12 protein-coding genes and 1 tRNA gene are annotated in these 13,200 nt (G+C 59.6%); 10 read left to right on the top strand and 3 right to left on the bottom strand.

The window, feature by feature from the left end:
* The first annotated feature begins 6 nt into the window (after nt 1–6).
* The 4 genes from bcsZ (at nt 7) to BVH74_RS13600 (ending at nt 6,686) form a co-directional block, all read left to right on the top strand.
* Nucleotides 7–1,110, top strand: a complete 1,104-nt coding sequence (gene bcsZ, locus BVH74_RS13610) for a cellulose synthase complex periplasmic endoglucanase BcsZ (protein WP_080050588.1) — start codon at nt 7–9, stop codon at nt 1,108–1,110.
* Nucleotides 1,098–4,580 carry a cellulose synthase complex outer membrane protein BcsC gene (gene bcsC / locus BVH74_RS13605; RefSeq protein WP_080050587.1) on the top strand — a complete coding sequence of 1,161 codons (3,483 nt, stop codon included), beginning with the start codon at nt 1,098–1,100 and terminating at the stop codon, nt 4,578–4,580. The genes bcsZ and bcsC overlap by 13 nt, the downstream gene beginning before the upstream one ends.
* A gap of 145 nt (nt 4,581–4,725) precedes the next feature.
* A complete protein-coding gene (locus tag BVH74_RS18875; protein ID WP_165443748.1) occupies nt 4,726–4,899 on the top strand; it encodes a hypothetical protein in 174 nt (57 codons plus the stop codon).
* Between the two features lie 146 nt (nt 4,900–5,045).
* Complete coding sequence (locus BVH74_RS13600) at nt 5,046–6,686, top strand: tetratricopeptide repeat protein (protein WP_080050586.1); 1,641 nt, start codon at nt 5,046–5,048, stop codon at nt 6,684–6,686.
* 76 nt (nt 6,687–6,762) lie between these two features.
* Here BVH74_RS13600 and BVH74_RS13595 read toward each other — a convergent pair whose 3' ends face one another.
* Nucleotides 6,763–7,167 (bottom strand): ribonucleotide reductase subunit alpha, encoded by a 405-nt coding sequence (locus tag BVH74_RS13595; RefSeq protein ID WP_080050585.1) that lies wholly within the window; start codon nt 7,165–7,167, stop codon nt 6,763–6,765.
* Nucleotides 7,168–7,390: 223 nt separating this feature from the next.
* Between BVH74_RS13595 and BVH74_RS13590 the strand changes: the two genes are divergently transcribed.
* The gene (locus BVH74_RS13590; protein WP_080050584.1) at nt 7,391–8,359 is read left to right on the top strand and encodes an alpha/beta fold hydrolase; all 969 of its coding nucleotides are present in this window, start codon (nt 7,391–7,393) and stop codon (nt 8,357–8,359) included.
* Between the two features lie 43 nt (nt 8,360–8,402).
* On the opposite strand, the gene BVH74_RS13585 is transcribed toward BVH74_RS13590, so the two are convergent.
* Together BVH74_RS13585 and BVH74_RS13580 are read right to left on the bottom strand one after the other, a co-directional pair.
* A complete protein-coding gene (locus tag BVH74_RS13585; protein WP_231705521.1) occupies nt 8,403–10,370 on the bottom strand; it encodes a methyl-accepting chemotaxis protein in 1,968 nt (655 codons plus the stop codon).
* Between the two features lie 369 nt (nt 10,371–10,739).
* Nucleotides 10,740–10,829 (bottom strand) — tRNA-Ser (locus tag BVH74_RS13580).
* Nucleotides 10,830–11,017: 188 nt separating this feature from the next.
* On the opposite strand from BVH74_RS13580, the gene BVH74_RS13575 reads away from it, so the two are divergent.
* The 5 genes from BVH74_RS13575 (at nt 11,018) to BVH74_RS13555 (ending at nt 13,141) form a co-directional block, all read left to right on the top strand.
* Complete coding sequence (locus BVH74_RS13575; protein ID WP_231705622.1) at nt 11,018–11,683, top strand: Bax inhibitor-1/YccA family protein; 666 nt, start codon at nt 11,018–11,020, stop codon at nt 11,681–11,683.
* Between the two features lie 69 nt (nt 11,684–11,752).
* Complete coding sequence (tusD, locus tag BVH74_RS13570) at nt 11,753–12,142, top strand: sulfurtransferase complex subunit TusD (RefSeq protein WP_080050582.1); 390 nt, start codon at nt 11,753–11,755, stop codon at nt 12,140–12,142.
* A gap of 2 nt (nt 12,143–12,144) precedes the next feature.
* On the top strand, nt 12,145–12,498 hold the full coding sequence (gene tusC / locus BVH74_RS13565; protein ID WP_080050581.1) for a sulfurtransferase complex subunit TusC: 354 nt from the start codon (nt 12,145–12,147) through the stop codon (nt 12,496–12,498).
* A gap of 8 nt (nt 12,499–12,506) precedes the next feature.
* Nucleotides 12,507–12,806 (top strand): sulfurtransferase complex subunit TusB, encoded by a 300-nt coding sequence (gene tusB / locus BVH74_RS13560; protein WP_080051737.1) that lies wholly within the window; start codon nt 12,507–12,509, stop codon nt 12,804–12,806.
* Nucleotides 12,803–13,141: a TusE/DsrC/DsvC family sulfur relay protein gene (locus tag BVH74_RS13555; protein WP_095625457.1), complete on the top strand. Its 339-nt coding sequence runs from the start codon at nt 12,803–12,805 to the stop codon at nt 13,139–13,141. The genes tusB and BVH74_RS13555 overlap by 4 nt, the downstream gene beginning before the upstream one ends.
* Nucleotides 13,142–13,200 lie beyond the last annotated feature (59 nt).

Raw genomic sequence — 13,200 nt, 5'->3', positions numbered from 1 at the left:
ACAACCATGCGCGCCCTGGCACTCGCGTCGCTACTGGCTCTGCCCTGGCAACTCATGGCTGCTGAGTGCCAGTGGCCGGCCTGGGAGCGCTACCGCCAGGCCATGATGAGCGAGGACGGGCGCATCATTGACCGCTCATCAGCCCAGTTGATCACTACCTCAGAGGGGCAAAGCTATGCCATGTTCTTCGCCCTGCTGGCCAACGACCGGGAAAGCTTCGACAAGCTCGTGCGCTGGACCAGCAACAACCTGGCCGGCGGCGACCTGAGCCAACAGCTGCCAGCCTGGCAATGGGGGCGTGACGGCGAAGGTCAGTGGCGGGTGCTCGACAGCAACAACGCCACCGACTCCGACCTGTGGATCGCCTACAGTCTGCTCGAAGCCGGCAGGCTCTGGGACGAACCTGACTACACCCGGCTTGGCACCGAAATGCTCTGGCGTACCGCCGCGCAGAGCCTGCGTGTGGTCCCCGATCTGGGCCTGATGCTGCTGCCCGGCGACCGTGGATTCGAGACCAGCGAAGGCTGGCGCTTCAACCTCAGTTACCTGCCTCCGCAGTTACTGCAAAGATTTGCCCAGATAGCCGGCGTTTGGGCCGAGTTGGCCACCAACAGTCACCAGTTGATGCTGCTTGGCTCGCCCAAGGGCTTCGCCCCAAACTGGTTGCACTGGCGCATAGGTGAGGGAGTGCACATACCCAAAGATCAGGCCCAGGGCAGTTATGACGCCATTCGGGTCTATCTGTGGATCGGCATGCTCGCACCGCAGGCCCCCGGTCGGGCGGAACTGCTCAACCACTTTCAACCCATGCTCGAACAGACCCGCAGTCAGGGGCTACCACCGGAAGCAGTCGACAGCCTGAGCGGCGAAACCCAGGGTCGGGGTCCGGCCGGATTTTCCGCAGCACTACTGCCCATGCTGCAAGCCTTGGAGGGTTACGACGACCAATTGAACGCACAACGTGAACGCCTGATTCAGCACCCTCCCGCCGAGGATGCCTACTACAACCAGTCATTGCTGCTGTTTGGCCAAGGCTGGGACGAACAACGTTATCGCTTCGATGAGGCAGGTCGGTTACAGCCGGCCTGGACAGCGCCATGTCACAATTAGCCGGACGTAAGCTGTTGGCCACCTGGGTTTTGCTGCTCAGCGGCCTGTCAAGCACAGCAGTAGCACAGCCGGACGCAGCCGTTGATCAACAGCAATGGCTGGTCGAGCGGCTGCGCACAGGCCAGGCCATGTATCGCGATGATCTGGTTGAAGACGCCTTAGGGCGTCTCGAACTGATAGCGCCGGAACACCCTGACGTTGTCATAACCAGGCTGACGCAGGAGTTGCAGGCGGGTGACCGGGAAGCGGCCGAGTTCAGACTCACCGAATTGCGCCAGCGAGCGCCCGGCTCCAGCCTGTTGAAGCGGGCCGAAACCATGGTCCACCTGTATACGCCTGAGGGCCAACAGGCCTTGCAGGAAACCCGCCTGCTGGCCGCCGCAGGCCACACCGAGCAAGCTGCATCAGGCTACCAGGCCTTACTCGGCGACGAGCCACCGGACTTTGCCCTATCACTGGAGTATTGGCGCACCCTGAGCGGCGTGCAGCCACAACGTGCGCAAGCAATCCGGAAACTTCAGGAGCTGGACCGCCAATACCCAGGCAACCGGGAACTGAGAGAACTCCTGGCCCGCCTGTTGATGTCCGAGGATCGCCCTCAGGAAGCACTCACTACACTGCAGGCACTAGCAACCGACCCGCAAGCCAGGGAAAAGGCCGCAGAGCTGGAATATAACCACCTCAGCGATCTGCCGATCAGTCAATCCACTGTGCGGGCCCTGCAGTCATTCGTAGAGCGCTATCCCGATTCCCCGCTACTGACCAACGCCCAGGAAAACCTCAGCCGTCAGCAACGCCTGCTGGCCGATCCGGCCTGGCAAGCCGGCGCACGTGGCAAGGCCCTGGTCGATCGCGGCGAACATGCCGCCGCCGAACCGCTGCTGCGCCAGGCCCTGCGCAACTATCCCAATGACGGCAATCTGCATGGCCATCTTGCTCAGGTACAGATGAATCAGGGCCGTTATGAGGAGGCCGCCAACTCATTTGCCAATGCTCTGCGATACGAACAGGAAAGCGCCTGGCTGGCCAAGTGGGAAGACCTGAAAAACTTCAACCGCAGCCTGCTGCTCCTGCAACAGGGCCATGCCGCCCTTGAGGCCGGCAACTACAGTGCCGCCCGCCAGGCCTACCAGCAGGCCCAGCAAACCAAGCCTGATCACGTCGATGGCCTGATCGGTCTGGCCAACGTCGAATTGGCACAGGGCAACGACCAGGCCGCCGAGCGACTGTTGCGTCAGGCGCAACGACAACAACCCACCAACGGTCGGCTCATCTATACCTTGGTTGACTTCTATCGCCAGCGCTCGCCCGACCAGGCTTTACAGGTCATTGATTCACTGCCGGCAGGAACACGGGCCAGCTACGCTGACTTGCGCAACAGTGTCGTGCAGGAACAACTGCAGGCTCAGGTTGACAGCGCTTTGGAGCAACAGGACTGGGACCGGGCCATCACCCTGCTCCAGCAAAGTGTTCGTCTCTCGCCCGACGCCCCCTGGACCACCTATCGGCTGGCCAATCTGCTAGCCGAACAAGGGCGTATGCCTGAAGCCGACGACCAGTTCAACAGGCTGCTGCAACGCCAGGGCACCAACCCCGAGGCCCGCTATGCTCACGGCCTTTACCTGGCCGGCCTGCAACGCGACCAGGAAGCGCTGGCGACGCTGCAACCCATTCCACAAGCGGATTGGAACGAAGGAATGCAGGCACTGGCCGAGCGAATTGCCCGCAGACAGCGCCTGGCCGAAGCCTACGCACTGCGCGACGCCGGCCAGGAACCCGAGGCCATCGCCATGTTGCTGGACAATCCCACCGCCGGCGATCTGGCTACCGTCGCCAGTTGGCGTTACCTGGCCGGGGATTACCGTCAGGCCGAAGCCTATTACCAACAAGCGCTGGAAATGGAGCCCGGCAACCCGGACGCCATCCTCGGGCTGGTGGAAACCTGGACCGCAGAAGGTCGGACTGTCCAAGCCCGCCAGACACTGGAGCAACTGGAACTCCCGGAAGACACCAGCGTCAACTACCGCCGGCGTTACGCCAACGCACTGGCCGGCCTGGGCAACCCGGCTGCCGCCAATGCAATATTCGACGAATTGATCGAAAGCGGCCAGGCCGACGCCCTGCTCTACCGTGACGCCGCTCGCCTGCACGCCCAGCAAGACCCGCAGCGCGCACTGGACCTCTACGCTCAGGGTATGGCTACCAACGGTTTGCTGGCCCCCGGCGCGGTGAACCCGCGCAATGATCGGCAAATGACCGCCGCCAGCCGACTCAAGGACGACGATGACTGGCTGACCCGCAGCCTGCGCAGCAGCGTGGACAGCCTGTATCAACAACAGAACCCGACTGTACGACTGCAACACGATTACGGCTGGCGCAGCGACAGCGACGTATCCGGGCTGTCCGACCTCAAGCGCCAGACCACCATCTTGCGCGTCGATGCACCGGTGCATGGCGGGACCGGTTTTTTACAGGCCGAGCATGTCGACCTGAATGTCAGCAAGCCCGGGCAAAACAGCCTGTTCGGCACCTGTAACTTCACCATCGAAGGTTGCCAGGTCCCCTCACAAAGCACCTCCGGCACCGGCCTGGCCGTGGGCTGGGCTGGTGAACGCTGGGGCTGGGATATCGGTCACTCCCCGCTCGGCTTTGAACTATCGAACTGGTTAGGCGGGCTAAGTTACCGTGGTGACTGGCGCACTCTGGGTTACACCCTGACCGCCTCGCGTCGGCCCATGAGCAACTCGGTGCTGTCCTATGCCGGTGCAGTGGATCCGGTCACTCGCACCTCCTGGGGCGGCGTCACCGCCAATGGCCTGACCCTGGGTCTCAGCCATGATCAGGGTGGCGTTGATGGCATCTGGGCCAGCTTCGGCTTTCACCGCCTACTGGGCGAGAAGGTTCAGGACAATCAGCGTCTGACCGCCATGACCGGCTATTACTACCGCCTGATCGACCAGGTCGACGAGCGCATGCGCACCGGCCTGACCCTGATGTACTGGGGCTACGACAAAGGACTAGACGAATACACCCTGGGCCAGGGCGGCTACTACAGCCCCCAACGCTACTTCTCTGTTGGAGTACCCTTCAGTTATGCCCGACGCAGCGCCAACTGGTCGGTAGCCTTTGAGAGCTCGGTTGGCTGGTCAACCTCCAAATACGATGGCGGTGACCGGTTGTATCTGAGCAGCGCTGCTGAGCGCATCGCTGCCGCAGGCTTTACCCCTGACCCTGGCGCACGCCAGTTCAACAACTCAAGCAACAGCAGTGGTGTTGGCCTGCGTATGCAGGGCATGGGCGAGCGCCGCCTGACTGATCATCTGGTGCTGGGCGGTGGGATCAACTGGGCCTACAGCAAGGATTACGCCCCCAGCCAGGCTTTCATGTACCTGCGCTATACGCTCAAACCCTGGCGCGGCAACCTGCCAATGCCCGTTGAGCCGCTGTCGCCTTATGCTGATTGGCGATAAAAATAGGCAGAACAGGCTAAAGATGACCCGGATCAACATCCGCTCCGGCGCCAGCGCCTAGACTGTCGGCATGAACTGGGCTCTGACTTCACGGCCAGAGCCCACAAGCCAGGCTTTTAATGGCCCGCAACACAAGGATTGGCTGATGGATACCGACTACTTCTGGTACGCACTGATACTGTTCCTGCTGGGCCTGACCCTGCTCGGCCTGGGTTTCGGCCTGCGCGACAATCCACGCGGCATCGGCATGCTCTGGGCTGGCGCACTGTGCATGCTGGTCCCGGTGTTTGCCGTCATTCTGCATCGGGTCGCTATTTGAAATAACCAACTGGATAACCCTTAGCCTGATCAGCAAATCGACAAGCCCTGCATTTCAACTAACCTTACAGAACACTACCAGCTACACCACACTCTCCCACCCTTTTCCTGTCACGAGACTCCTCGTGCCCCCCCGGGAGGCCCAAAATGAAATGCATACATCTGATCAACGCGTTCATGTTTAGCGCAGCATCCTGCTTGCTTTCCAGTACCGCTCTGGCTGACACCAAACCAGACCAGGCTGTCGAGCGACTAGGCGAAGTAGACTTCGTAGTATCCTGCAATCCCGAAGCGCAACAGGCCTTTAACCGAGCGATGGCCTTGTTCCATTCGTTCTGGTTCGACCCGGCCAAGTCCGCCTTTAACACAGTCTTGCAACTGGACCCTGAGTGCGGCATGGCTCACTGGGGGTTATCAATAATGTCCATGGGCAATCCCTTTGCCTGGGCAACCAACCCGAACGCCTCAAAAGCAGGTGCCCCGGATGCTGAACTGGCCAGAAAGATTGGCGCCGCAAGCGAACGCGAGCGCGACTACATCGCTGCGCTGGGCAATCTCTTCGAGAACTGGGAAACCACCGAATTTCGCCCTCGCGCCCTGGCCTACGAGCAAGCCATGGAGGCCCTGGCCAACAAGTACCAGGAAGATGTTGAAGCACAAATCCTCTATGCCCTGGCCCTGAACATCACCGCGCAGCCAGCGGACAAGAGCTTCTCCAACCAGTACAAGGCTGCTGCGATTCTGGAACCATTATTCGAGCGTTACCCTGAGCACCCCGGTGTAGCACACTACCTGATTCATACTTACGACTACGCCGAACTGGTTGATAAAGGCCTCGAGGCAGCGCAGTCCTATAGCCACATAGCTCCCGATGTTCCCCATGCTCTGCATATGCCGTCGCACATCTTTACCCGGCTTGGTATGTGGCAGGAGGTGGTCGACAGCAACCAGGCCTCTTACCAGGCCGCCAAGAACGAACTCAAGGAGACGACTCTGGGTATCGGAGCCTACGACGCCTTGCATGCCATGGATTACATGGTCTACGGCCATATGCAACAGGGCCAGGATCAGGCCGCGCTGCGTCTGGTTGAGGAAGCCGCAGCGATTCAGCAGGTCAATGTGGAAAATTTCGTTGCCGCGTATGCCTTTGCCGCCATGCCTGCCCGTTACGCGAGTGAACGGGGCGACTGGCATCAGGCCGCCGCGCTCACCTTAAAACCATCCAGCCTGGCCTGGGAGCGGTTTCCGCAAGCTGAAAGCATTCTGGTATTCACCCGCGCCCTGGGCGCAGCACGCACTGGCGATCTTGCCACAGCACGGCGCGACCTGAAACAGCTTGAGGCGCTACAGGCCAAGCTGGCAGAGGCCAACAACAGCTATTGGGCCGGCCAGAGTGCTTTTCAGATCAACGCCGTACGTGCCTGGATCGCTTTGGGCGAACAGCACACTGACGAAGCCCTACAACTGATGCGTGCGGCGGCGGATGCTGAAGACGCCAGCGACAAGAGCCCAGTAACACCCGGTAATGTTGTACCCTCGCGCGAATTGCTTGGCGAAATGCTGCTGAGCAACGGGCAGGCTACCCTGGCTCTGGAGGAGTTTGAGCGTTCCTTGCAACGCGACCCCAATCGATTCCGTGGTCTCTATGGCGCCGCCCGTGCAGCTGAGGCCAGTGGCGACTCAAGCAAGGCTCGTGATTATTACCGGCGCCTGATCACCATGAGTGCAGCACATGACAGCGAGCGTGCGGAAATCACTCAAGCCAGAGAGTCCCTGGCCCGACTTTGATTCAGATTAATGGCCGGATCGCGTGGAGGTTTGGTATTACAAACACCCCCAGCGACCGGCCAGCTGGACCATACATTCAGTAAAGCTCGATCAGCTCACCAGCACGACTGATCGCCAGAAACTGCGCCACCATGCCGGCCTGGATTTGCTCCATCATCATTTTCAGCGGCTGCTCAGCCTCATCACTGTTCGGCGTTATGCCCCCACGTCCACTCATGGCCGAAACGAACGCCAGATCCCAATGCACCCCGGTCTGCTGCGACTCGGCCACCAGATCGGCAAAGTTCGCCGCCTGATGTGGCAACTTGTCGACACAGAGTACCGGGCTCAGCGCCCCGCCGATGCCCTGCTCAAACTGCAAGCGCTGTTCTTCGGTCGCCCCTTCCGGAAGCTCGGCCCTGGCGAACACGAACAGCAGCCGCTGCGGCTCGCTCTGGCTGCGCGCGGCCTGAATAAAGTCGGCATAGGATTGAATTGTCATGGCCTCTGACCTCTACTGGCGAATGCAGCCAGCTTAGCAGCCGAAACAACCACACTGGCGACTAAAAAGAGGCAGGTGCGTACCCCTTAAGGGGGAGCCACCCCGACGCCCTACCTTATGACCTCCAATAGACCCAGGTGTTATTGGCTGCTCTTGATCCAGCTATTTGTCATGCTTTGTCTATCGGCACGTTAAGCCCCCAATCACAAGTCAGGGAACGGATATGTACACTGTTGAAGACATCACCCTCGAAAACTGGACTGTCAGCAATCTGAGTACCCGTGTAGCTTGCTTGGGTCAGGGGCCGGTAGCGCTGTTCATTCACGGCTGGCCCGAGTGCTGGTACTCCTGGCGCCGGCAGATGGTCGCACTGGCCAATGCCGGCTACCGCGCCATTGCCCCGGACATGCCCGGGTTTGGTGAAACCGATGCGCTTGATTCGATTGAGCAGTACAACGCGGTGCGCATCTGCGAGTTCATGCGCGAACTACTGCTCCAGGCCAGCGGTGGCTCCCCAGTAGTGCTGATTGGTCATGACTGGGGCGCAATCAATTGCTGGCAATTCACCCTGCGCCACCCGGAACTGGTTTCCAGGCTCGTCAATATGAGCGTCCCGTTGCACCCGGTCTCCGAGCGCTCGCCCATTACCCAGTTGCGTGAACACTTCCAGAACGACTTCTTCTATCAGCTTTACTTTCAGCAGCCGGGTGTCGCCGAAGCCGAATTCGATGCCGACCCGGAGGGCATTTTGCGCGCGCTCTACTGTTCACCGGATACCCCTCGGCATCCGCCGATCCTTGGCCGTTCAATCAGCGAAGGTGGTGGCTGGATCGGCCGTCTGGGCAAACCACGCCAGCAGCCGGCCTGGCTGAGCGACGAGGCACTGGCCTACTACATCGACACCTACCGGCATAGTGGATTCGCTGGCGGCATCAATTACTACCGCAATCTGGATGAGAACTGGCGCCTGATGCAGCCATACCGTGAGCACCAGATTACCTGCCCAGTGCTATTCCTTGTTGGCAGCGGCGACAGCACCATCCGCGGTGCCGATGAAGACAGGCTGAGAAAAATGATGGGCAAACGAATCCCCGATCTGCAAATCCTCATGCTGCCAGGCAAAGGCCACTGGATTCAGAGCGAAGCGGTTGAGCAAGTGAATACGGCGCTATTGTCGTTTGTGGAGGTTTAAAAGCCTGCAGACGACCGCTCTTACCACTCCACCAAGACCTGAACTAAGCAGTCCTGAAACGCTCGACCAGCGCCTGCAGCTTCTCAGCAAGGCGAGCCAACTCGTGGCTGGTCGCGGCGGTCTGCTCAGCCCCAGCGCTGACCTGGATGGCCACTTCGTTGATCGACAACACATTGTGGTTGATGTCTTCGGCTACCGAACTCTGCTCCTCGGCGGCCGAAGCGATTTGGATGTTGCGGTCATTGATACCCGCCACGCCTTCGGCGATTTCCGCCAGCAGTTCACCAGCCCGCGCCACCCGCGCCGAACCCGATTCGGCAGTGGCCAGAGTAATGTCCATGGACTGGGTAGCCTTATCCGAGCCGCTTTGAAGGTTGGACACCATATTCTGGATATAGCCTGTCGACTCCTGGGTTTTCTGTGCCAGCGAGCGCACCTCGTCGGCTACCACCGCGAACCCTCTGCCCTGCTCGCCGGCACGGGCAGCCTCAATGGCTGCGTTCAAGGCCAGCAGATTGGTCTGCTCAGCTATGCCACGGATCACGTCAATTACCGAAGATATCGACGCGCTCTCTTTCTTCACTTCGCCGATAGTCTTGGCTGTTTCTCGCGCTTGTTCGGACAGTTGCTGAATCAGTGCAACCGTCTGACGAATTTCCTCCCGGCCCTGGGCAGCATGGTCGTTGACCTGACTGGACAACGCCGCAGCATCATTGGTGCTGCGCGCCACATCGCGCACCGTAGCACTCATCTGGTGCATGGCGGTCACTACAAGTTCGGTGCTCTGGCGTTGCTGGTCCAGCCCCCGGCTGGTCTGCAGGGTGACGGTCGAGGCTTCCTCGGCTGCAGTGGCGACCTGAACGGTAGCCCCGCCGATTTCCATGATGACCCGGTTCAGCTCATCGGCCATACGATTGAGGTTGCCAGCGATCAGGCCGAACTCATCGGTGCCGTGGTAGTTCGCACGGGCGGTCAGGTCGCGCTGAGCCAGGCTGCCGAGCGAGCGATTGAGTTCGGTCACCGCCTGATTGATATTGCGGATGATGACGAACGCCAGCAGCAGCACGGCCAACAACGCCACGCCGACCGCCACCAGGGCAAGCACCAGCGAACGCATGGCCGCTGCATAGCCTGCACTTGCCAGGCGGTTGGCCGCCTGCGCCAGGCCCAGCTCAATCTCGGCCATCATGTCGATACGTTCGGTAGATTTCTGAAACCAGTGTTCAGCATTGACGTTCAACGGCTCCCCCATGCTCACGCTGAAGGCAAGTTGCTGCAGTTGCGCCACTTCCTGAACGCCAGGGTGCTGTATGAGCTGCTCATACTGACGGGTAAAAGCAACATCGGCACTACGCTGGAAGATTTCCCAATAAGCCTGAAACTCGCCCAGATTACGGCTAAAACTCGACAATAGCGTCGAGTCGAAGTAATTCTGGTTGAAGACCACGCCCAGCAAGGCCCGTTCCCGCCCGGCCCGTTCCTTCATCTCAACAAACTGGGTGAGCGATCCCAACGCCCGGGCCAGCGCCATATCGTTCACATCCTCCCCCAAAGCATGGGTGAAACCGATAAGCTCCAGGATCAGGCGGGTGTAACGGGCTCCCGAGTCACGACCGCTGATACCAAGCCCATCGACCTCGCGACGCAAAACCTCAAGCTCGCCAAACTGTCCGAGGATACCCTGCACTCGTTGATCCGACGCCGCGCTGCGTCGCAGGTTGGCTAACGCTTGGTCAACATCGGTGCGAAAGACCGACAACTGTTCGCGCATCGAACGGCCCTGGCTACCAATGAATACCCCGCTGCCGCCACGTTCACGCTGCAACATGGTGACCAGGTTGCTGACATCCTCGGCGAGGACAGTCGCCTGGACGATCTGGCGATTAATATTCAGCGCTTTGAGGCTGTCATTGATGAGCAAACCAGCCAGAACGATGAACCCCAGCATCGGCAAGGCTAGAATTAGTAGTAACTTGCGGCTGAGGCGGATGTTGCGCAAAAGAGTGTCCATGTCGATCTCCTGAGACCGGTCATTGGCTCACTGGGATCGGCCAGCACGAGCAATCAGACGCGGTTATGATTCGGTAAGCCCCCTGGTTCAGGAGCAGCCGTAGTGCCGTCCGTGCACATATGTAGTGCCTGCGGTCTAATTGTCGTAACGCAAGTCTAGCTGCAGCTCAATACGAGCTGTATCCCTCCAAGGTAGTAGATTCGCTGGCTTCAGGTTCGGGCGCAATGCAGGGCAGCAGCGCGCCTGACAACTCCAGCGTAGCAGAGCATGCCGAGGGCTTGATGGCTGGCGGAAATGTTGTACTGATAAGCCAAAAGGGCTGGGCATTACAAATAAAAAACCGGCACAAGGCCGGTTTTTTTATTTGTTTGGCGGAGGGACAGGGATTCGAACCCTGGGAAGGCTTTCACCTTCGCCGGTTTTCAAGACCGGTGCATTCAACCGCTCTGCCATCCCTCCACGGCCCGCAATACTACCGGAAAGCTGAGCCTAGTCAATGGCCTGCGTGTGTTATTGCGCAAATAGACTGTTAACCGGTTGGCGTATGAAACAGCTCGAAACCCCTCATGCCTTGATTTGACGCTTCCAGCAGGTATGATCACAGCATCCATCAAGGATTGACCAAGGGGAGCCCTGCACTTATGAATATCCAAGAGCGCCATAACGCCCTGCACCATGCAGGTGTCAACGAGGCGGAAGTCAGCAAGCTGTTTCGCAATACCTACAGCCTGCTGGCCATGACCCTGGCATTCAGTGCCTTCGTTGCACTGATGTCGATGAGCCTGAACCTGCCGCATCCCGGCCTGATCATCACCCTGGTTGGCTTCTACGGGCTGCTGTTCGCCATTTCCAAGTTCCGTAACTCTGGCATGGGGTTGGTTCTGACCTTCGCACTGACCGGGTTCATGGGTTACACCCTGGGGCCGATTCTCAACGTCTACCTGTCTTTGCCCAACGGCGGCCAACTGGTCAGCATGGCGCTGGGCATGACTGCGTTGGTGTTCTTTGGTCTGTCGGCGTACGCGATTATTACCCGCAAGGATTTCAGCTTCCTGTCCGGCTTCATTCTGGCGGGCTTCATCGTACTGCTGTGCGCCATTGTTGCCAGCTTCTTCATCCAGATAAGCGGCCTGCAACTGGCCATCTCCGCCGGCTTCGTGCTGTTCTCCTCGGCGGTGATCCTGTATCAGACCAGCGCCATCATTCATGGCGGTGAAGACAACTACATCATGGCCACTGTGACGCTGTTCGTGTCCATCTACAATCTGTTCCTCAGCCTGCTGCAGTTGCTGGGTGTGTTCAACAACGATTGATCGGCACGCTTTTGTTTATACTAATGAGGCCCGCCCAGTGCGGGCCTCATTGCTTCAGGTGGTCTATCGATGAATTTCGCCATTGCCTTGCTGGCTGGCCCGCAAGATCCTGCGGCCCGCTCCGCACTCAATTTTGCTCGTGCAGTAGTAGATGCCGGGCACGAGATCAACCGTTTGTTTTTCTATCGGGACGCGGTGCATATCGCCTCGAATCTGGGTGTGCAGCCCCAGGATGAAAACGACATCACCCACGAGTGGCGCCAGTTCATCACTGAACACAAGCTTGATGCGGTGGTGTGTATTGCCGCGGCGCTGCGCCGTGGAGTGCTGAATGAAGAAGAAGCCCAGCGCTGGGATCGTCACGCCGCCAATACCGGCACACCTTGGGATCTTTCCGGGCTGGGCCAGTGGGTCGATGCGCTGCAAAGCGCTGACCGGGCCGTGAGTTTTGGGAGCTGAACATGAAAAGCCTGCTGATCATCAGTCGCCACCCCCCTACCCGCCTCGCCGCCCGTGAAGCCCTGGACATGACACTGGCCGCTGCGGCCTTTGGCGTCCCCGTAGGTATGTTGTTCATGGATGACGGGGTGCTGCAACTGCTCAAGGGGCAGGACGCCAGTCTGATCGAGCAGAAGTCCCTGGCTGCCAACCTCCAGGCGCTGCCCCTGTTCGGCGTTGAAGACCTGCTGGCCTGTCAGCGCTCACTCAGCGCCCGGGGGCTGACACTTGAGCACTGCGCCCTGCCGGTACGTGCACTCGAAGGCGTCGAGATCGCTACGCTGATGGAACACTACGATCAGATCATCAACCTGTGAGCCCTGCCATGCTGCATATTGTTCGCCACTCACCCCACAACGAACCGCGTCTGAGTTCCTGCCTGCAGGTTCTGGTCGAGGATCAGGGACTACTGTTGATCGAAGACGCGGTGTACGCCCTGTTGCCCGGCAGTGAAGCTCGCCAACAGCTGAGCCAGCTGGCCCCTGGCATACAACTGTTTGCCCTTGAGCCTGACCTGCTGGCCCGCGGGCTGGCGCTGGATGATCTGCCTGCAGGGGTCAGCAGTATCGATTATCAGCGGATGGTCGACCTGTGCGTTAGTTACGACAAGGTGGTGAGCTGGTGACCACATCGATTAAAAGCGACGGGCTGAATGTACCGCTGGACAAGCACGGCTTTCTGGTCAACCTCGAGGACTGGTCCGAAGCGGTAGCCGCTGAACTGGCCCGCAGCGAAGGGATTGAGCTCTCCGCCGAGCATTTCGAGGTCATTCATGCCCTTAGGCGCTTTTATGCGCAGTTCCAGCTGTCCCCGGCCATGCGCCCGCTGGTCAAGTACATTGGCCAGGAACTGGGAGCGGACAAGGGCAACAGTATGTATCTGATGAAGCTGTTTCCCGGCAGCCCGGCCAAGCTGGCCAGCAAGATTGCCGGACTGCCCAAGCCAGACAACTGTTTGTAAGCAGCCGGAAGTTGCCAGGCCTGCTACAGTAACCGTGCCCAACAGCCATTACCGGGAGA

This window comes from Halopseudomonas phragmitis (assembly GCF_002056295.1).
GTDB lineage: Bacteria > Pseudomonadota > Gammaproteobacteria > Pseudomonadales > Pseudomonadaceae > Halopseudomonas > Halopseudomonas phragmitis.
The sequence above is the reverse complement of the archived record's forward strand: the minus strand, read 5'-3'. Positions and strand labels throughout refer to the sequence as shown.